Genomic DNA, 20,101 nt, shown 5'->3' on the forward strand with positions numbered 1-20,101 from the left:
CCGCGACGAGCAGACCTGCAATGACCTGTCGCACTCGTGACCTCACTCTGCGCTGGGGATCTCTGGCTGGGGTAGTCGCCTACGCTAGTCCGCTTCCCCGCCCCGGATCGACTATCGAGGTGTCCTTTCAAACGCCGGGGAGGCCCTCATGACCATCGCGCTTGAACCCACCATCGTCGACCTGCCGACAGTCGACTACGAAACCGCACCCGACCCTGGAGAAGCGCACCGCCGACTGGCTATCGCCCTGAGCCAGGGGCCGGTCGTGATGGGGGCGCACGGCCCCGAGATTCTGAGTTACGACCTGGCCCGCGCCGCGCTTCGCGATCACCGCATGTGCGTGCCGGAAGGCCTTGGCCTCGAGACGCAGGGCATCACGTCGGGCCCCATCTGGGATCGCGCGGTCTCGACCATCTTGAGCATCAATGGACCCGACCACGATCGGCTGCGCCGTCTGGTGTCCAAAGCCTTCACACCGCGGGCGGTGGGCCGCCTCGACACAGTGATCACCGACATCATCACGCGGCTGGTCGAACCGCTGCTGCCCATGGGCAAGAGCGAGATCGTTGCGGACATCGCCCGGCCCTACCCCGTCCCGGTGATCGCGGAGCTACTCGGCGCGCCGAGCGAGGACGCGAAGCTGTTCTCCGAGTGGGCCGATGACTTCTTCAAGCTGTTCACCTGGAACGTGGCCGAGCACGAGCAGCTGATTCTGCAGGCCTGGGCGGAGCTCGACGACTACATCGACGCCATGGTCGCAGAACGCCGCAACTCGCTGACCGACGATCTGATCTCGGATCTGATCCGCGCCGAGGACGACGGAGACCGGCTGACGACACCCGAGCTGCGCATGCTCGCGGCGGGCATCCTGATGGCGGGCACCGACACCACCCGAAATCAGCTCGCGGCAGCGGTGGACACGCTGTGCGATCACCCCGATCAATGGGAGTTGCTCGCCGAACGGCCGGAGCTGGCGATGACCGCGGTGGAGGAGCTGGTGCGCTTCAACCCCGTCGTCTTCGGCGCGATGCGGATGACGATCGAGGACGTCGAGTTCGGGGGCGTGACGATCCGGGCCGGTACCTTCGTCATGGTGAACACGGCCGCGGGCAATCGCGACCCCGAGGTGTTCGACGATCCGCATCGCCTCGACATCACGCGTGCAGGTGCAGCCCCCATGCAGACGTTCGGCGCGGGTGCGCATTACTGCCTCGGCGCGAATCTGGCACGACGCGAGCTTGCCGAGGCGCTGGTGGTGATGACCCAGCGGATGACCAACGTGCGGCGAACGGCGCCCGCGGTGTGGAAGCCGTTGGTGGGCATCACCGGTCCCGCGGTGTTGCCGATCGAGTTCGACGAGCGCCGCTGATTCGGGCTTACACTTCGACGGTGCGCGACGTCCTCGACGATTTGCTTTCGGTGTGGCGGACCGGTGGCACGGCGGGCGTCGCCACCGTCGTTCATACGATCCGGTCGGCGCCGCGGCAGCCCGGAGCGACGATGTTCGTCGCCCCCGACGGGACGGTGGCCGGCTCGGTATCCGGAGGCTGCGTCGAGGCGGCTGTCTACGAACTGGCCAACGATGTCGTCGCGTCCGGCCAGGCCCGGTTCCAACGCTATGACGTGAGCGACGACGATGCGTTCACGGTCGGGCTGACCTGCGGGGGGATCGTCGACATCTTCGCCGAGCCGGTATCGCGCAGCACCTTCCCGCAACTGGAGACGATTGCCGACGACATCGCGGCACATCGTCCGACTGCCGTGGCCACGGTTATCGCCCACCCGGACCCACGGCGGGTGGGGCGCAGGATCGTCGTCGGACAGCACGGCGTCGACGGCTCGCTGGGATCGCATCGGGCCGACGCCGCGATCATCGACGACGCGCGGGGGTTGCTGGCGGCCGGGCGGTCGACGGTGCTGTCCTACGGCGCCGACGGGCAGCGGCAGGAGTCCGGTATGGAAGTGTTCGTCGCCAGCCATGCCCCGCGTCCCCGGATGCTGATATTCGGTGCGACCGATTTCGCGTCGGCGCTTGTCACGCAGGCTTCGTTCCTGGGTTATCGGGTGACGGTGTGCGATGCGCGGCCGGTGTTCGCGACACCGGCGCGGTTTCCGGGGGCCGACGAGGTCGTCGTCGACTGGCCGCACCGCTATCTCGCCGGACAGGCGGCCAAGGACTTGATCGATGACCGCACCGCGATCTGCGTGCTCACCCATGACGCCAAGTTCGACGTCCCCGTCCTCCACGGCGCGCTGCGACTGCCGCAGGTCGGCTTCATCGGCGTGATGGGCTCGCGCCGCACCCACGACGATCGGATCGCCCGCCTGCGCGAGGCCGGCATCTCAGATCTGGAGTTGGGCAAGCTGTCGAGCCCGATCGGCCTCGATCTGGGTGCACGCACACCGGAGGAGACGGCGGTATCGATCGCCGCGGAGATCATCGCGCGACGGTGGGGCGGCGGGGGTCTGAGGCTCGCAGATACGGATGGACGAATCCACCACGACCGGTGAGGGGCGGCCGTAGGCGCCTCCCAGCAAGACCCGGCAATGTGGATGTCATGAAAATCGGGTTCATAGGACTGGGAAACATGGGCGCGGGCATGGCGACCAACCTGCTGGCGGCCGGGCATGAGGTGACGGCGTACAACCGCTCGCAGGACAAGGTCGCCGCGCTGGTCGAGCAGGGCGCCGGCGCGGCGCGGACCGTGGCCGAGGCGTGCGGGGGCGACGTGGTGATCACGATGCTGGCCAACGACGTTGCGGTGGAGACGGTCACGTTCGGCGAGGAAGGCATTCTCGCGACGCTTTCGGCCGGCGCGACTCATGTCTCGTCGAGCACGATCAGCCTCGCGCTGGCGGAACGGCTGACGGACGCCCATGCCGCGGCGGGCCAGCGGTTCGTGGCGGCGCCGGTGTTCGGGCGTCCCGAGGCCGCGGAAGCGGCCAAGCTGTTCGTGGTGGCGGCCGGTGAACCCGCTGCGGTGCAAGCACTTTCGCCGATATTCGATGCGATCGGTCAGCGGACGTTCGTCGTGGCGGAACAGCCGACGGCCGCGAACCTCGTCAAGCTGAGCGGGAACTTCCTCATCGCGTCGGTGATCGAGTCGCTCGCCGAGTCGATGGCGCTGGTGGAAAAGGCCGGCGTCGACAAGCAGGACTACCTCGAGGTGCTGACGTCGACGCTCTTCGACGCACCGGTCTACAAGACGTACGGAGGACTGCTGGCGCGCGAGGAGTTCGAACCGGCAGGCTTCGCCGCCTCACTGGGCTTGAAGGACGTCCGGCTGGTGCTCGCCGCGGGCGAGTCTTTGGAGGTGCCGCTGCCGGTGGCGAGCCTGATCCGCGACCGCTTCCTCACCCTGCTCGCCAATGGCGGCGCCCATCTCGACTGGTCCGCGCTGGGCAAGGTCGCCTCGTGGGAAGCGGGCGCTCGCCGGTTGTAACCGGATGGCGACCTACTGCGCGACGACCCCGCGCAGGCCGTCAGCCCCGAAGAGCGGCTCGAGCATCGCCGAGTAATCGGGCCCACGGCGCACCAGCACCCCACCGTCGACGTTGATCACCTGGCCGGTGATGTAACTCGCAGCGTCGCTCAGCAGGAACACCGCACAGTTCGCGATGTCCTCGACCTCACCGGGCCGTGGCAGCGGCGTGATGTCCGCGTAGTCGGCGCTCAGTTCGGGCGACTCGAGAACCGGCGCGACGAGTTCGGTGCGGATGAGGCCCGGCCTGATGCAGTTCACCCGTACCCAGGACGCACCGAGCTCGTCGGCCGCCAGTTGCATCATGTGGTCGATGCCCGCCTTCGAGACCCCGTAGGCGCCGAACCACCGGTGGGTGTTGCTCGCCGCGATCGACGAGATACCGATGAAGGATCCGCCACCGCCGCGAACCATCTCCCGCGCCGCGTGCTTGAGCACGTACATGGTGCCGTTGATGTTCAGGTCGACGGTGCGTCGCCACGCCTCGGAGTCGATCTGCGTGATCGGCCCGATCGTCTCGCTGCCACCGGCGCAGTGCACGACACCCTGCAACCTGCCGGACCACGCGGTCGTCGCCTCCACGACGCGGCTGACCTCGTCCTCGTTGGAGACGTCGGCGGGCTCGTACAGCACCTCACCGGGTCCGCCCAGGGCCTTGATCTCGTCGGCCGCGGCCGAAAGCCTGTCCGCGTTGCGTCCGACGAGCATCGCCTTGCCGCCGGACGCGACCACCGCAGCGGCGCACGCTTTACCTATGCCACTGCCACCACCGGTGACCAGAACCGTTTGCCCCGTCAATGACAGTTGCACTGCAGACCCCTTCGTCCGACAACTAGAACAGGTTCTAGTTATACGTCACGGCTCGTCATAGCGCGCAGGCTTGGGCGCTCCCAACGTTCGCCAGTCCGGTACGTCCGGCGGCAGTCCGACCGGGTAGCGGTTCTCGTTGGCAGCCGCCCAGTGGGCGTGCCCGAGTTCGTGGATGTGAAACGCATGCCGAAGCGCCTCGGTGAAGCCCATCGCGTCGGCCGCGGCATTGACCGAATCCTTGACCAACAGTGCCGCCATCGTGGGTCGCTCGGCGATGCGTCTCGCGAAATCAAGCGTCTTGTCCTCGAGCTCGGAGCGCGGGAAGACCTTCGATACCATACCCAGCCGGTAAGCCTCTTCGGCGTCGATCGAATCACCGGTCAACAGAAGCTCTTTCGCCTTACGCGCGCCGAATTCCCATGGGTGCGCGTAATACTCCACTCCCGGCATGCCCATCCTGACGGCGACGACGTCGCTGAACTTCGCGTCGTCGGCGGCGACGATCAGGTCGCACGCCCAGATCAGCATCAGGGCAGCCGAGATCGCGTTGCCCTGCACCTGCGCGATAGTGATCTTGCGTAAATCGCGCCAGCGGCGGGTGTTCTCGAAGAAGTAGTGCCACTCCTGCAGGTACGTCTTCTCAGCGACGGCGGGCCTCGTGGCTCCGTTGATGGAGAACGTCGGATGCTGGCCGGGGCCGGGCTTACGCTCCAGCATCGCCTCCTCCGAGCCGAGATCGTGTCCGGCCGAGAAGTTCTTGCCGCGGGCGGCGAGAATAACCACCCGGATCTCGTCATCCGCCTCCGCACGGCCAAAGGCTTCGTCCAGTTGCACCAGCAGAGTTCGCGACTGGGCGTTCTGCGCTTCGGGCCGGTTGAGCCAGATGCGCGCAATACGCCCCTCGTCCAGAGTCTCGTAGGTGACCTGTTGTCCGGTCGGTTCCGCACGTGTCACATCAGGGCTAGCCACAGCCGACCACCTCGTTCGCGTAGTTGGGCAGATTGCACATTACGGTGCTCGGTCAAGCGGTCGCTCAGCGGTGCCACAGCCATCGCCCAGCGAATTCACAGTCAGATGAGCGCCAACTTCCAGACAATGCGCCCACATCGCTATTCCCCTGTTTACGAGTACACTTGAGCTATTCGACGCCGCGCGCAGTCCAACTTCGTCGGCGCGCTGTACCAGTACAGCAAACTAGAAGGAAGTGCGAGAGATGGCCACTCAGCGGATCACCGCATCACGACTCATTCTGGTAGGCGGATTCGCGGCGGCAGCCCTCACCGCACCCGCGATGGCGGCGTTGGCGACCCACGATGCGCCCGCCGGCAAGCCCGAGGTAACGGCTTGTCCCTCCGGCGAATCCGAGGACCTGTACACCACGACGTGCACCCCAGACCTCGTGCCGAACGCGGGCTCCCCGTATTCGACGATTCCGGGTAATCCGGACTTACCCGCGATCGACGGAATCCCCTGCGCTGGCCACAATTCGGGTCAGTGCATCGGACTCGCCGAAGAGCAGCAGGCCCAAACTCCCCTGGTTCAGCCGCACACCAGCGTGAGCTCCAGCCCCTAACCGCGGCGGGCGCTCCCTCACCCCTCAGAAGATCCACAGAATCACGGCGCGATCACTAGACTCTCGGAATGGCCTCTTCCTCATTCGCGATCCGGCGTCACCTTCTGATCGGCGCCTTCGTCGTCGCGGCGGCAGCCGCGCCCGTCGTTGCCGCATACTCGACGCCCGAGCCCGGAATACCCGTGGCTCAATGCGCGGGTGGTGAGGAACCCGACCAGTTCACGACCACCTGCGTGCCCTTCATGGTGCCCAACGCCGGATCCCCGTACACCACGACCGCGGCCAACCCGGATGTGCCGGAGATCGACGGCATTCCGTGCATCGGGCACAACTCGGGTCAGTGCATCGGCCTGGCCGAGGATCAAGCGCTCATCCCGAATGTCACGCCGCGTTCCACGGTCAGCGCCAGCCCTACGGTGACCTAGCCCTGGCTTGTAACCAGGGAACTCACCGAAGCTGTGCAGAAAGTTGGCAGCTTCCATAGAATCTTGCCGACGACACGGTCTAACTAGAGAAAGCGTGACGATGGCGACCTTCCAGCTCTCAGCTCGACGACTGATCCTTGCCGGTGGCTTTGCGGTCGCAGTTGCCGCGGCCCCCGCAATCTCCGCGCTCGCGGTGCCGGCCACCGATATCGCCCCCATCGCTCAAGGCTGCCCGGGCGGTGAAGAGTCCGACCAGTTCACCGGCGTCTGCGTCCCCCACACGGTTCCCAACTCGGGCTCCTCGCCATACTCGACCACCCCGCAGAATCCCGACATCCCGACAGTCATGGGCATCCCGTGCGCCGGACACAACTCGGGTCAGTGCATCGGCCTCGCCGAGGAGCAGCAGGCTATGACGGTGACGCCGCCTCCGGCACCCGTCTTCGGGAGCAGTCCGACGGTGACGAACTAGCCTTCGGAAGCCTCCGAACAGGGGCTATGACACCGTCCCCTAGAGTTGTCGTATGCCTGCGAAATCTGATCCCGCCGAACTCGGCGACGTCGAACCGCTTGCCGACAGCACTGCGCGCCAGGCCAGGCGCGTCGTTGCCGCTTATGCGAACGACGCCGACGAGTGCCGGGTTTTCCTGTCGATGCTCGGCATTGGACCCTCGAAACTCGAGGCGTAAGTGAGTCGGGGGGGTGACCGGGAGGTCAGCTCCGGTGATTCCGACTTCGTCGTGGTCGCCAACCGGCTGCCCATAGACATGGAACGGCTGCCGGACGGCACCACGACCTGGAAACGAGCCCCCGGCGGCCTCGTGACAGCTCTGGAGCCACTTCTGCGCCGCCGTCGGGGTGCCTGGATCGGTTGGCCAGGCGTACCCGACGCCGGCGACGAGCCGATCGCGCAGGACGACATGCTGCTCTGTCCGGTCAGCTTGTCCGCCGAGGACATCGCCGAGTACTACGAGGGCTTCTCCAATGCGGCGCTGTGGCCCCTGTATCACGACGTCATCGTCAAGCCGATTTACCACCGTGAGTGGTGGGACAGGTACGTCGACGTCAACCGCCGGTTCGCGGAGGCGACGGCGAAAGCGGCGGCCACCGGCGCCACGGTGTGGATCCAGGACTATCAGCTGCAGCTCGTTCCGAAGATGCTGCGGGAGCTGCGACCCGACCTGACAATCGGCTTCTTTCTGCACATCCCGTTCCCGCCGGTCGAGCTGTTCATGCAGATGCCTTGGCGCACCGAGATAATCGAGGGGCTGCTCGGCTCTGATCTCGTCGGCTTCCACCTGCCCGGAGGCGCGCAGAACTTCCTGATCCTGGCTCGTCGGCTCGTGGGCGCCAACACCTCGCGCGCCAACATCGGCGTTCGTTCCAGGTTCGGCGAGATCGAAGTCGGCTCGCGCACCGTCAAAGTCGGCGCGTTTCCGATCTCCATCGATTCGACGGCTCTCGATCAGCAGGCGCGGACACGCCCGATCCGTCAGCGGGCCAAGGAGATTCGCCGCGAGCTGGGCAATCCGCGAAAGATCTTGCTCGGCGTGGACCGGCTCGATTACACGAAAGGCATCGACGTCCGGCTCAAGGCGTTCTCGGAGTTGCTCGACGAGGGCCGCGCGAATCGTGAGGACACCGTGCTGGTTCAGCTCGCGACGCCGAGCCGGGAGCGAGTCGAGAGCTACATCGCGATGCGCGAGAGCATCGAACGTCAGGTCGGCCACATCAACGGTGAACACGCCGAGGTCGGACATTCGATCGTGCACTACCTGCACCGACCGATACCTCGCGACGAGTTGATCGCCTTTTTCGTCGCCGCCGACGTCATGCTCGTGACACCACTGCGCGACGGTATGAACCTCGTCGCCAAGGAGTACGTCGCTTGCCGCAGCGACCTGGGCGGCGCCCTGGTCCTCAGCGAATTCACCGGCGCCGCAGCCGAATTGCGCCAGGCCTACCTGGCGAACCCGCACCACCTCGAAGGTGTCAAGGACGCCATCGAAGCGGCGTTGAACCAAACACCCGAGGAGGGCAGGCGACGGATGAGAGCCATGCGTCGCCAGGTTCTCGTACACGACGTCGACCTGTGGGCACAGTCGTTCCTCGAAGCGCTGGCCGCCACCCGCGAAGCTAAATCGGAGTGATGTAGTCGATCAGCCACTTGCCGTCGATCTTCTGATAATCGACGCGCAGTCGCGCACCGTCATAGATCGGCTGCTCACGGTTCGTCTTGTCCGAAACCGTCCGGTTGATGTAGACCATCACCGCCGCCGAATCCCGCTGCGCGTCCAGCACTCCGACGCCGACCACATTGGCTTGACTCACTAGTTCTCGAGCCCGGGCCTGCGGAATGATCTCAGCGTTCGCCCTGTCCTCGAACTCCTTGCGGTAGCTGGGCGTGAGCATGCTCGACGCGTCGGTGAGGTTACGCTCGACGGTCTTGTAATCGTAGGTGAAAACACTCGGAATCTGCTTCTGCGCAAGCGGTCCGAGTTCAGCGCGCGCCGCTTGCTCACCACGTGTCTCCACCCGCTGCCAGTACAGCCCGCCACCCACCGCGGCGAGACTCACGAACGCGACAGCCACCAGCGCGACGATTCCGCGCATCAGTTACCGCCGTTGGGGTAATTGAGGTCGTAGGCCGTCATCCGCCCGTCGTCATCCTCGTGCACGATGATGCGCAGCCGGTACGGCTGCGACGGCCGGTTGTTGCCGTTCATGTCACTGGCGGTGACCCTCGCCGAGACCAACACCGTTGCGTTGTTGCTGACATCGTCGAAGCTCTCCAGCGCGGCGCCGTTGATCACCGTCTCGGAACTGCCGCCGGTCTGCCGGAAGATCGCCTTGAGATTCTCGACATTGTTGTTCTGGCTGAACATGTCGCGCAGCGGGCCGCTGGTGCTGTTGTAGAACTGGTCGACGCTGTCATCGATGCTGTCCGGCTTGAAGCTGAACATGTTCACCACGACCTGCGTCGCGGTGTCGACAAATCGCTGATTGCGCGCCTGCGCTTCTTCGGCGTTGTTCTGCTGAACGATCAACACCGCCACCGCGGCGCCCACAATGGCGGTCGCGACAAGCCCGCAGGCCAACGCTACGACCGTCACGAGCCGGCTGGGCGCCGACCGGCGCGAAGGCGGGGCCACGGGCTTGACGACCTTGCGAACGGTCGTCGCACCCACCGCTTCAGCCGTCGGAACGCTTACAGCGGTGGCCTCCGGGGCCTTGCCGGCGGTGGGACCTGCCGGCCGGGAAGCGCGCCGGCGCACGGGCTTCCCCGGTGGTGTCGGGGTGGACGTCATTACACCTGCTTCGGATACAGCATCAGATCAAGCCAGTTCTCAGTTGGCCGCAGATCAGCGGCACCGGGCGCGTACACCCCCGTACCGCCGGCCGGGTCAACGAAGACTCCTGTGTGCTGATCGTACGTCCCGTAGCCAGCCCCACCGGCCGCAGGTGGCGTTCCCACAGGTGACGGCGCTGCGTCTGGCAATCCCGCGAGCGGCGCAGCCGCAGGTGGCAGTCCCGGCGGCGGCGGCGGCGCCGGCGGCGGCGGTGGCGGCGGACCATAGGGCCCGGCGAAGATGTCCGGCGGATTCGTCGGATTGGTCGCCCAGCCCGGCGGGATCGCCGGTGGCGGCCACGCATTCGGATACGGCGCCGGCGGAATCCACGCGGTGTACGGCGGCGGCGGCGGTCCCGAGTTCGGCGGCGGAATGTACGGCCACGGCTGGTGCGGTGCCGGTCCAGGACCCCTCGGCACGTCAGGCGGCAGCAGGCCCGGCGCGACGGGATACCCCGGATCCGGATCAGCTTCCGGCGGAATATACGGGAACTTATTGGGCGGCAGGATATTTCGCCCATCCTCGGGTGTGTCGTCCTCCATGATGTCCGACGGCGTGCCTATCGGCACCGGCGGACCGCGCCATGGGTTGTTGCCCAGTGGCACGTAGCCGGCCGGGTCGCGGCACAACTGGATCGTCGGGGCCCGCTTACCGGGGAACTCCTGGCACGGGTAGTTCCTCGCGCCACGCACCACGGTCGGATCATTCTGCGGGATCTTGCAGTACAAGTCCGTCGGCAGATCGCGAATGGTCGTGTCACCGGGTGTGCGGATGTCGGCGCCCGGCAGGAAGCCGGTGGTGCACGGCGGCGGGTCGTTGATCGAGATCTTGAAGTCCTGCTTACCGCCCTCGCTCACGGGAAGCTGACCGCCGATCGTCATAAGCGACGCCTGCAGCGCGGGGAAGATGACCAGCGCCTGTTCGATCGACTTGTGATAGATGACGCCGACGCGGCCGAAGTTGGCCAGGTTGGCGGCGAGCACCGGGAACGACGGACGGATGCCCGAGAACGTCTCGCTGGCCTCGGCCGCGGCTCCCGGCGCAGTGGCGAGCAGGTCACGCACCTGGGGGTCGGCGTCCGCCACTTCAGTGGTGAGACGCGCAAGGCCTTCGGAGAACGACCGGATATCGTCGCCGCTCTGGATCTGCGCGTCCAGGAACGGCCCCGCCTGATCGATCAGCATCGAGGTCTGCGGCCAGCTCGCGTTGGCCTCGTCGATCAGCGTCCGCGCCGAGGAGAGCAGTCGCGCGAGCTCGGGCCCGGAGCCGTTGAACGCCGCGAACGTCTCACGCAGCAGGTCCTGGAGGCGAGTGTTGTCAAGGCTGGTCACCAGGTTGTCGGCCTCTTGCAACAGCTCGGCGACATCCTGCGGGATCGCCGTCCGATCCTTGGGAATGGTTGCGCCGTTGCGCAGCAGCGCCTGCGAGGGATCAGCGGGCGGAACGAAATCCACGTATTGCTCGCCGACCGCCGACACGCTCTTGACGGTGGCGGTGGAGTTCTCCGGAATCTTGATGCTGCTGTTGATCCGCATGCGCGCCGCGACACCGTCATTGGTCAGCCTGACCGACTCGACCCGGCCTGCCTGCACGCCGCGGTAGGTGACGTTGGCGTTCTCGTACAGTCCGCCACCGGCCACGAAATTCGCGGTGACCTCGTACGTGCCGATGCCCAGTCGGGCGGGGACGCGCACATACAGCAGAGCGATCGCACCGACGGCCAGCACCGTCACAACGGCGAAGACCCACAACTGAATTCGTGTAGTTCGGCTGTACATTACTCCGCTGGCACCTCCTGGCCCGACGCGGTGCCTGCCGGGATGGCGAACGGATCAGCGGCCTGCCCTGACAGATTCGCCATCTCCCCGGTGAGAAATTCCGGCGGGCTGACGACTTCTGCGAGGCGCTTCATGTTCGGGTCGAAGAACGACGTGGTGAAGATGGTCTCGCCGAGCCGGCGGATCGTCAGATCAAATGTGGCGAAGATGTTGAAGTAGTCGCCTCTCGCAACCTTGGACAGGTTCTTGCCGGGGAACGGGAACGTCGCCAGGCTGTCGAGGCCGGAAACCATATCCGCACGATTGTCGTTGAGCGGCTTGATCACCGAGTACACCGCAATCATGTCCTGTGTGAAGTCTTGCTGGGTCTCGGACAGGATGCGCGACGCCACCGTGCCGAGACGCTGCAGGCCGGCGAACGCATCGACGATATGGCCGCGGTTCTCGTTCAACACCCGCAACGCTCCCGGCAGAGTGTCCAGCGCCCGACCCAGATCATCCTTGTTACGCGCGAGGACACCGGCGAATCGGTTGAGGCCCTCGGCCGTCGCGATGATGTCGTCGGTCTGACGATTCAGCGACGATGCCAGTTCGGCGAGCCGCGGGATCAGACCGGCGAACTGCCCTTCACGGCCGGCCACCGCGGTGTAGAGCTCCTGCGTGATGTCTTGCAGCGCACCGAGATTGCCCTTGTTGACGACCGTCCCCAACGCGGACAGCACTTCCTCCGTCGTCGGAGCGCGGCTGCCGTCACTCAGCGGAATCTGGGCGCCCTCACGCAGCTGGCCGACCGGCTCCTGGTCGATCGGCGGGGCCAGCGCAATGTGCTGCGAACCCAATAGCGAGGTCTGCCCGACGCGCACCGTCGAGTTCTGCGGCAACTTGACGTTTTCGTCCAGTGACAGTTTCACCGCCGCGTAGAAGCTGCCGTCGGGACGCTGAACGGCCTCGATTCCCGAAACGCTGCCGACCGTCACGTCGTCAACCAGCACCGGCGAGTTCTGCGGCAGCGTCGCCACGTCGGGCACTTCCACCGTGATGACGAACGAGCCTTTGCCGTGCCCGGCGGTGCCGGGCATGTCGAGCGAGTTCAGCCCGCCGAATTGGCAGCCGGCGAGCAGCACTGCGCCGGCGCCGATGGCCAGCGACCGGGTGGCCGCGCGACCCGCTTTGCGGCGCACTGGCTTGCGTATCACTGTCCACCTCCATGCGGGACGCCGCCGGCCTCGGCGGGAAGCGGACCGGGCGGAATCGGCGCGGGCGGCGCACCCGGAACCGGACCGGGCGCGGGCGCTGGACCTGGCGGGAGTATCACCGGACCGAGCGTGTACGGCTGCGCGGGCGGGGGCGGGCCCGGCACCGCGGGCTGCGGCAGTAGCAACGCGCTGGGATCTCCTGGATCGCCCTGCCGCGGCGGGAACCGACCATCGGCCGGAACCCATTCCAAGTACGGGATGTACGTCTTGGCCTTGGCTTCGGTCGCCGGGGTGTCGTAGATGACCTGACCCTTGTAGGCGGTGATCGTGTTGATCCCGTGCTCCATGAACGGCGGGAAGTTCATGGCGAGGCGCTTCAGCACCGGGGCCATCCGCTGGCGGCAGATCTCGGCCCGCTTGTCGTAGTCGGGCATGCCCGCACCGTCGAAGTTGCCGCAGATGAACTGCACCGGATTCTGGAACTCCGGCAGGCCCAGCAGACCGTTGGCGGTGCCCTGGGCCGGGTTGTAGATGTTGTAGAAGTTCGCCATCGCGTTAGGCAGGACGTGCAGGATCTGCTCGACGTCGTCGGTCTGGTTCGTGAGGATGCTGGTGAAGTCGGTCAGCCTGGTGATGCTGTTGACCAGCGTCTCGTTGTTCTCGTCGAGGAAGCCGCGGACGTCCGACAGGGCCTGGTTGAGGCTGCCCAGCGTGCTGTCGAGTCCCACCGTGCTGTCCGCCAGGACCTGAGAGACCGACGCCAAATGCCCACTGAATTGGACGATTTGCTCGTTGCTCTTCGACAGCGCGTCGACGAGGATCTGGAGATTCTTGATCGTGCCGAACAGGTCGGTGCTCGAGTCACCTAACCGTCCCGCGGTCTGTGACAGTTCGCGCAGGGCGTTCCGGAACGAATCCCCATTGCCGTCGAACGTATCGGCGGCCTGATTGACGAACTCGCTCAACGGTCCCTGAACCTGGCCCGTCGACGGCCCGAGCTGCTGGCTCAGCCTCGTCAGCTCGGTCTTGACGTCGTCCCACTCCACCGGCACGGCGGTGCGGTTCAACTCGATGGTGGCACCGTCCTGCATCTCCGCGCCGCCCTGGTAGACCGGCGTGAGCTGAACGAACCGGGCGGCAACGATATTCGGTGACATGATCACCGCGCGGGCATCGGCAGGGATCTTGACGTCGTTGTTGACCCGCATGGTGATCTTGACGGCATCGGCCTGTGGCGTGATCGATTCGATCTTGCCGACCGGAACGCCGACGACGCGTACTTCGTCGCCCGGGTACACGCCGGCAGCCGAGGCGAAGTAGCCGACAACTTTGTACGTGGTGACGCGCGGCCAGATCACGTAAAGCCCACCGATCAGCGCCACCACCAGGGCGCCGATGATTCCGAGACGCACGAGCCGGCTCATGGCGACTTCGGCTTGATGATCAGGCGCTCGTTGATGAACCCGCGCAGGAGGTCAGAGAGGCTGTCAGGAATCTTGCCCGGCTGGAAGTAGAGGTCCAGCAGCAAGCCTTCCTGCGTGCTGTTCGGAATCGCGTTGGGCAGGTTCACCATGAAGCCCGAACCGGAACCGACCGACTCGCCGAGTGCGGTGGCGTACGGCGGCAGACGCCTCAGCGCCTCGCTGATGTGGTCCCGGCGTTCGAGCAGGTTGTCCATCACCAGGTTCAGTTTCCTCAGGGCCGGTCCGAATTCGCGACGGTTGTCGTTCACAAAACCCGAGAGCTGCTCGGACACATCGTCGATGCCCGCGATCAAGGTGCTCAGCGCGGCACGTCGCTCATCGAGCGCGGCGAACAACTGGTTGCCGTCGGTGACGAGTTGGTTCACCTGACCGGCCCGGTCGGCGAGTGTCTGGGTCACCGACTTCGCACGCGTCAACAGCTGGCCCAACGCCTCGTCGTTGGCGTTGATGCTTTGGGATAATTCCGCAACCCCGTCGAGCGTGCGGCGCAGCTCGGGCGTTGCGTCGCGGAACGAATCGGTGAGCACCCCCAGCGCCTGGGTCAGCTGCTCCTGGTCGACCGCGGCCGCATTCTGACCGAGATCCTGCAGCGCCTGGTTCAAGGTGTACGGAACTGTCGTGCGGGCCACCGGGATCGAGGTCACCGATCCGCCGCCCGCTGGAGTGACACCGAGCGACCTCTCGCCGAGCACTGTGTCCGTGCGGATCGACACGAGCGTCTGGTCACCCAGCCGGATATCACGGTCGACGGTGAAATTCACCTTCGCGAACTCTCCGGCGAGGGCGACGTCCGTCACTTTGCCGACCGTGATGCCGGAGATGTTGACGTCATTGCCCGGCGAGATGCCGCCGGCGTCGGCGAAGTAGGCCTCGTAGGGCTTGCCCTGCGGAAAGAACGGGAGGCTGCTGTAGCCGAATGCGACGACGACCACCATCGCCAGCACCGCGATTCCGAAGATGCCCGCCCGTAGCGTCTTATCCATTCTCGGAGCACCTGCCCTTCGAGAGGTCCGGCACGCCACCGATCGGGAGCAGGATGTCGCTACCTGCTGGTCCGTTGAACTTGAGCGTTGTCGCGCAGATGTAGTAGTTGAAGTACGACCCGTACGCCCCAAGAGAATTGAGTCGCAGATAGTTCTCGGCGAGAGGTTCGATGACCGCGTTTACCTCGGACTTGCGGTTGTCGAACTCGGTGGCCAGCGGGCGAAGGTTCTCGAGGACGCCCTGTACGGGTCGTCGCGAGTTGGCCAGCATCTCCGTCAGATTCGACTCGGCCGAGGCCAGCGGCGGAATCGCGCCGGCGATGGGGTCCCGGCCCTCCGCGAGCCCCGTGACGAGCTTCTGCAACTCGTCCACGCTGGCATTGAATTCGGCGCTCTTGGAGTCGATGGTCCCCAACACTTGGTTGAGGTTCTGGATCACCTCCGAGATCACTTGGTAACGATCACCCAGCGTCTGGCTGAACGTTCCTGTCTCCGAAAGCAGTTGAGACAGCGCACCACCCTGGCCCTGCAGCAGCTCGATGATCGCATTGCTGATCTGATTGACCTGATCGCCGTCGAGGCCTTTGACCACCGGTCGCAGACCGCCGAGCAGTGCATCCAGGTCAAGGGCCGGCTGCGTGTTCTCTTTCGAGATGGTGCCGCCCCTAGGCAGCTTCTTCAGTTCACCCGGGCCCGAGGTGATCTCCATGAAGCGATCGCCGACCAGGTTCTCGTACCGGATCACGGCTCGGGTCGACGTATACAACTGATACTTCTTGTCGAGCGTGAACGCCACGTCGACGGTGTTGTCGGGGTTCAGCTTGACGCCTTCGACGGTGCCGACCGGAACGCCTGCGATCCGTACGTCATTACCGCCCTCGAGTCGCGAGGCGTCGGCGAACGTGGCGTGGTAGCTGGTGGTCGACGCGAAGCGGAACTCGCCGAAGATCACTATCAACCCGGCGGAGACCAACAGCATCGCCACCACGAAGATGCCCACCTTCGTCAGGATTCCCTTCATCAGAAGTCGTCCCGTTCTGCGAACGCGCCATTGAAGAGGAACTGGAATGTACTCGGAGCGTCGACCTGTACCTCGGTGAACGGCTCATACGGAATGAGCGCGTTGTCGGTGACCAGGAACGGCGACCGGAAGTACGAGCCACCGAACTGCATGCTCGGAAGGTTCGGCAAGCCACGGCAATTCGGGCCACCCGTCGCATTCACGATCGGCAGGCTCTCCGGATACGTGTATGACGGCACTCCCAACACGAAGCTGGAACTGACCATGGCGCCGGGCTTGTAGCCGCCCAGGATGTCAGCACCCCGCTGGCGGCCTTTCGCGACACCCTGGACGATGCAACCGAGGACGGGCGAATAGTCGTGGAGCACCTTCAACGGCGCCCGCAGTCGCTGGATCGCCGCGATGTAATCGTCGGCGCCAGGCTCGAGGGTGTCGGCGCCCTCGTTCGCCAGGCCGATCGTCGCGAGCAACGTGGCGTTCAGGTTCTCCTGCTGATCGACGACCGTCTGGCTGATGGTCGGCACGTTCTTGATGACGGTCACCAGGTCGGGGCCGGCATCGCCGTAGACGTTGGCCACCGTGTTTGTCTGCGCGAGAATCGCCTCGACCTGCGGCAGCTTCGGATTCAGTTGCGTGAGGTACTGATTCAGCCCGGCCGTGCTGACGCCGATATCCTCACCATGACCACGCAGGCCCTCCGCGAGCGCCGACATCGTCGCGTTCAGATGGATGGGATTGATCTTGTCCAGTACGTCGATCAGCGTCTGGAACAACGTGTTCGCTTCGAGCTGGACGTCCTTGGCCGCGACGACGGCCCCGGCCCGCAACGGCGTACCCGAGGGTTGTTCCGGCGCAAGGAATTCCACCGATTTCGCGCCGAAAACCGTGGTGCTGGCGATCCGCACTGGCGCGTTCGACGGGACGTAGCGCAGTTCGCCCTTGTTGATCGTCAGAGTCAACTTTGCTTCATTACCGGTGTACGAGATGTCCTCGACCTTGCCGATCTGGATCCCGCGGTACTTGACTTTGGCGTCGCGGTCCATCACCAAACCGGCACGTTGAGAGGTGACGACCACGCTCTCGGTCGGCGTGAAGGCTGCGGAGTAGGACAGGTAGGTGAACACCGAGAACGCCACGATGATCGCCGCCAGCACTACGGCGGCGACCCTGATCGCGGCTGTCCTCGACATGGTCTCTCTTTCCCCTTACCCCGAGAGGTTGAAGTTTCCGGTGGCACCGTACACGGCCAGGGAGATGAACAAGGTGATGATGACGACGACGATCAGCGAGGTCCGGACAGCCTTACCCACGGCGACGCCGACGCCGACGGGTCCGCCGGATGCGTTGTAGCCGTAGTAGGTATGGACCAACATCACCGCGACCGCCATCACGATTGCCTGAGCGAACGACCACAGCAGATCGGTGGGGATCAGGAAGGTATTGAAGTAATGGTCGTACAGCCCGCCGGACTGTCCGTTGACGAAGACCGTGATGGTGCGGGCTGAGAAGAACGCGGCCAAGACAGCGAGCGAGTACAGCGGAATGATCGCGATGAGTCCGGCGACGATGCGGGTGGACACCAGATAGGACATCGAGTGCACGGCCATCGATTCGACGGCGTCGATCTCCTCGGAGATGCGCATGGCCCCCAGTTGGGCCGTGGTGCCCGCACCGATAGTGGCCGCGAGCGCGATGCCGGCGATGATCGGCGCCACGATGCGCACGTTGAGGTACGCCGAGAGGAAGCCGGTGAGTGCCTCGATGCCGATGTTGCCCAGCGATTCGTAGCCCTGTACGGCGATGACACCGCCGGAGGCCAGGGTGAGGAACGCCGCGACGCCGACCGTGCCGCCGATGAGGACCAGCGCGCCGGTGCCGAGCGTCATCTCCGCGATCAGCCGGGTCGTTTCCTTGCCGTAGCGCCGCACCGCGTTCGGCATGTACCGGACCGACTCGGCGTAGAACAACGCCTGCTCGCCGAACGTGTCGACCGCCCTGGGAAGCCATCCGAGTGCCCGCCGCATCTTCAGCGTCACGTCGTAGCTCATCAGCCGAGCACCCGAACGCCGATTGCGGTCATCAGAACGTTGATGACGAACAGGCAGATGAACGCATAGATCACGGTCTCGTTGACGGCCTCTCCGACGCCCTTGGGTCCACCCTTGACGGTCAGGCCGCGGTAGCAGCCGACGAGGCCTGCCATCACACCGAACAAAAGGGCCTTGACTTCGGAGATCACCAACTCGCCCAAGCCGGTCAGGATCGTCAGACCGTTGATGAACGCACCGGGGTTCACCCCCTGCAGCAGCACGGAGAACACGTAACCGCCGGTGAGACCGATCGCGATCACCAAGCCGTTGAGCAGCAGGGCGACGGTGGTCGAGGCCAGCACACGCGGAACCACAAGGCGCTGAATGGGGTCGATGCCGAGCACTCGCATCGCATCGATCTCTTCACGGATGGTGCGGGCACCCAGGTCGGCGCAGATCGCGGTGGCGCCGGCGCCGGCGATCACGAGCACGGTCGAGATCGGGCCCAGCTGCGTCACCGTGCCGAACGCGGTACCGGAGCCGGACAGGTCCGCCGCGCCGATCTCGCGCAAGAGGATGTTGAGGGTGAACGCGACCAGCACTGTGAACGGGATCGAGATCAACAGGGTCGGGATGAGCGCAACACGCGCGATCATCCACGTCTGGTCGAGATACTCGCGGAACTGAAAGGGGCGTCGAAATATCTTGACGAAGGTGTCCATCGACATTTCGAAGAAACCGCCCACGGCCCGAGTCGGTGCCGCGAGCTGTTCGATCAACCTCGGGCTCCGTTTCTCTGCGGTGGCGGATGGAGGGCTCGCGTGGCGAAGACTTCGAATAACGTAGCCGACGCTTGCTTCACACCCGCGGTTTAAGCGCTGCTCTTAGTGAGCCGGATCATACTAACTAGAACAAGTTCACAGTGTCAAAGAACCGGAAAAAAGGTACAAATTGTTATAAACATGCTGGTCAAAGCAGGTGTGACACACGCCATGTTAGAACGTGTTCTAGTCTCCCAAGTCGAGGTCGGCCCAGATTATCGAGCTTATGAATTCATAATGTCGGTCGCCGCGAAATTCGCATCCGAGCCGCGCTCAGCAAAGTAGTCGCGCAGGGTAATTGACAGATCCGCTGGTTTCCAGGCGTCACCCAGCGCGCTGAACTGAGCTTCGACCGTTGGCGCCGCAACAAGCGTCACCGTAGGACCGTAAACGATGAAGAGCTGTCCGTTGACGCCTTCCGCAGCGGGCGATGCCAGAAATTGCACCAACGTGACGACATGCTCGGGCGACAGCGAGTCGATCTGCCCCTCGGTCAGTTCCGGCGCCTCGCCGAACACCTCGGCGGTCATCGCGGTGCGGGCGCGGGGCGCGATCGCGTTGGCCCGCACGCCGTAGCGATCCAGGGCCCGCGCCATCGTCAGCGTCAGCGCGGTGATGCCCGCCTTCGCAGCGCCGTAGTTGGCCTGCCCGACCGGCCCGACCAGGCCGGCCTCCGACGACGTATTGATGACGCGGCCGTAGACGCGGCCGGCCCCATCTGCTCCGGCCGACTTGGCTTTCGCGCGCCAATACGTGGCTGCGTTGCGGGTCAGCAGGAAGTGACCCCGCAGATGGACGGCGATGACCGCATCCCAGTCCTCATCGGTCATGTTGAACAGCATGCGGTCGCGCGTGATGCCCGCATTGTTGACGACGATGCTCAGACCGCCGAGGCCGTCGGCGGTGGACACCAGCTCGTCGGCCGTCGACCGCTCGCTGATGTCACCGGCGACCGCGACTGCCTTGGAACCGGCGGCGACGATCTCGTCGACCACGTCGGAGCCATCCAACGCACCTGCGATGTCGTTGACGACGACGGTGGCGCCGGCTCGCGCGAGACCGATGGCCTCGGCCCGGCCCAGCCCGGCGGCCGCACCGGTCACCACGGCGACGAGGCCGGAAAGATCAGTCGCATCTGCAGTCATTTA

Annotated in this window: 21 protein-coding genes; 8 read left to right on the plus strand and 13 right to left on the minus strand. The window is 65.2% G+C overall.

From position 1 onward, the window contains the following. The first annotated feature begins 148 nt into the window (after positions 1–148). The 3 genes from G6N36_RS18165 to G6N36_RS18175 are packed head-to-tail and all read left to right on the plus strand — an operon-like array spanning position 149 to position 3,443. Entirely contained in the window at positions 149–1,369 is a 1,221-nt protein-coding gene (locus tag G6N36_RS18165; RefSeq protein WP_163688292.1) for a cytochrome P450, read from the plus strand. Positions 1,370–1,389: 20 nt separating this feature from the next. Further along, positions 1,390–2,511, plus strand: a complete 1,122-nt coding sequence (locus G6N36_RS18170) for an XdhC family protein (RefSeq protein WP_163688294.1) — start codon at positions 1,390–1,392, stop codon at positions 2,509–2,511. A 47-nt stretch (positions 2,512–2,558) separates the two neighbouring features. Further along, positions 2,559–3,443, plus strand: coding sequence for an NAD(P)-dependent oxidoreductase (locus tag G6N36_RS18175; protein WP_163688297.1), 885 nt, complete (start codon positions 2,559–2,561; stop codon positions 3,441–3,443). 12 nt (positions 3,444–3,455) lie between these two features. On the opposite strand, the gene G6N36_RS18180 is transcribed toward G6N36_RS18175, so the two are convergent. Both G6N36_RS18180 and G6N36_RS18185 read right to left on the minus strand, forming a co-directional pair. Further along, the gene (locus tag G6N36_RS18180) at positions 3,456–4,292 is read right to left on the minus strand and encodes an SDR family oxidoreductase (RefSeq protein ID WP_163688299.1); all 837 of its coding nucleotides are present in this window, start codon (positions 4,290–4,292) and stop codon (positions 3,456–3,458) included. Positions 4,293–4,337: 45 nt separating this feature from the next. Next, positions 4,338–5,261: an enoyl-CoA hydratase gene (locus G6N36_RS18185; protein WP_163688301.1), complete on the minus strand. Its 924-nt coding sequence runs from the start codon at positions 5,259–5,261 to the stop codon at positions 4,338–4,340. Positions 5,262–5,505: 244 nt separating this feature from the next. Here G6N36_RS18185 and G6N36_RS18190 point away from each other — a divergent pair, with 244 nt between their 5' ends. From G6N36_RS18190 to G6N36_RS18205, 5 genes are all read left to right on the plus strand, one after another. After that, positions 5,506–5,865, plus strand: a complete 360-nt coding sequence (locus G6N36_RS18190) for an intersectin-EH binding protein Ibp1 (protein WP_163688303.1) — start codon at positions 5,506–5,508, stop codon at positions 5,863–5,865. Between the two features lie 68 nt (positions 5,866–5,933). Continuing rightward, positions 5,934–6,290: an intersectin-EH binding protein Ibp1 gene (locus tag G6N36_RS18195; RefSeq protein ID WP_163688305.1), complete on the plus strand. Its 357-nt coding sequence runs from the start codon at positions 5,934–5,936 to the stop codon at positions 6,288–6,290. Positions 6,291–6,390: 100 nt separating this feature from the next. Beyond that, the gene (locus tag G6N36_RS18200) at positions 6,391–6,762 is read left to right on the plus strand and encodes a hypothetical protein (protein ID WP_163690746.1); all 372 of its coding nucleotides are present in this window, start codon (positions 6,391–6,393) and stop codon (positions 6,760–6,762) included. Positions 6,763–6,814: 52 nt separating this feature from the next. Next, entirely contained in the window at positions 6,815–6,979 is a 165-nt protein-coding gene (locus tag G6N36_RS29425; protein ID WP_170311127.1) for a hypothetical protein, read from the plus strand. Further along, positions 6,980–8,440, plus strand: coding sequence for an alpha,alpha-trehalose-phosphate synthase (UDP-forming) (locus G6N36_RS18205; protein WP_163688307.1), 1,461 nt, complete (start codon positions 6,980–6,982; stop codon positions 8,438–8,440). Here the strand turns inward: G6N36_RS18205 and G6N36_RS18210 are convergent. The 11 genes from G6N36_RS18210 to G6N36_RS18260 form a co-directional block, all read right to left on the minus strand. Then, positions 8,427–8,903, minus strand: a complete 477-nt coding sequence (locus tag G6N36_RS18210) for a mammalian cell entry protein (RefSeq protein ID WP_163688309.1) — start codon at positions 8,901–8,903, stop codon at positions 8,427–8,429. The genes G6N36_RS18205 and G6N36_RS18210 overlap by 14 nt on opposite strands. Beyond that, positions 8,903–9,598 (minus strand): Rv1363c family protein, encoded by a 696-nt coding sequence (locus G6N36_RS18215; RefSeq protein WP_163688311.1) that lies wholly within the window; start codon positions 9,596–9,598, stop codon positions 8,903–8,905. The genes G6N36_RS18210 and G6N36_RS18215 overlap by 1 nt, the downstream gene beginning before the upstream one ends. Next, positions 9,598–11,418, minus strand: coding sequence for an MCE family protein (locus G6N36_RS18220; protein ID WP_163688313.1), 1,821 nt, complete (start codon positions 11,416–11,418; stop codon positions 9,598–9,600). The genes G6N36_RS18215 and G6N36_RS18220 overlap by 1 nt, the downstream gene beginning before the upstream one ends. Continuing rightward, on the minus strand, positions 11,418–12,614 hold the full coding sequence (locus G6N36_RS18225) for an MCE family protein (protein WP_163688315.1): 1,197 nt from the start codon (positions 12,612–12,614) through the stop codon (positions 11,418–11,420). The genes G6N36_RS18220 and G6N36_RS18225 overlap by 1 nt, the downstream gene beginning before the upstream one ends. Then, a complete protein-coding gene (locus G6N36_RS18230) occupies positions 12,611–14,038 on the minus strand; it encodes a virulence factor Mce family protein (protein WP_163688317.1) in 1,428 nt (475 codons plus the stop codon). Before G6N36_RS18230 ends, G6N36_RS18225 begins: the two co-directional genes overlap by 4 nt. Beyond that, a complete protein-coding gene (locus G6N36_RS18235) occupies positions 14,035–15,081 on the minus strand; it encodes an MCE family protein (protein ID WP_163688319.1) in 1,047 nt (348 codons plus the stop codon). The genes G6N36_RS18230 and G6N36_RS18235 overlap by 4 nt, the downstream gene beginning before the upstream one ends. After that, positions 15,074–16,102 carry an MCE family protein gene (locus G6N36_RS18240; protein WP_163688321.1) on the minus strand — a complete coding sequence of 343 codons (1,029 nt, stop codon included), beginning with the start codon at positions 16,100–16,102 and terminating at the stop codon, positions 15,074–15,076. Before G6N36_RS18240 ends, G6N36_RS18235 begins: the two co-directional genes overlap by 8 nt. Further along, complete coding sequence (locus tag G6N36_RS18245; protein ID WP_163688323.1) at positions 16,102–17,292, minus strand: MCE family protein; 1,191 nt, start codon at positions 17,290–17,292, stop codon at positions 16,102–16,104. Before G6N36_RS18245 ends, G6N36_RS18240 begins: the two co-directional genes overlap by 1 nt. 15 nt (positions 17,293–17,307) lie before the next feature. Continuing rightward, positions 17,308–18,150 carry an MlaE family ABC transporter permease gene (locus G6N36_RS18250; protein WP_163688325.1) on the minus strand — a complete coding sequence of 281 codons (843 nt, stop codon included), beginning with the start codon at positions 18,148–18,150 and terminating at the stop codon, positions 17,308–17,310. Then, entirely contained in the window at positions 18,150–18,911 is a 762-nt protein-coding gene (locus G6N36_RS18255) for an MlaE family ABC transporter permease (protein WP_083127371.1), read from the minus strand. The genes G6N36_RS18250 and G6N36_RS18255 overlap by 1 nt, the downstream gene beginning before the upstream one ends. Before the next feature lie 266 nt (positions 18,912–19,177). After that, the gene (locus G6N36_RS18260) at positions 19,178–20,098 is read right to left on the minus strand and encodes a 3-oxoacyl-ACP reductase (RefSeq protein WP_163688327.1); all 921 of its coding nucleotides are present in this window, start codon (positions 20,096–20,098) and stop codon (positions 19,178–19,180) included. Between the last annotated feature and the right edge of the window lie 3 nt (positions 20,099–20,101).

It is taken from the genome of Mycolicibacterium gadium, assembly GCF_010728925.1.
Classification (GTDB): domain Bacteria; phylum Actinomycetota; class Actinomycetes; order Mycobacteriales; family Mycobacteriaceae; genus Mycobacterium; species Mycobacterium gadium.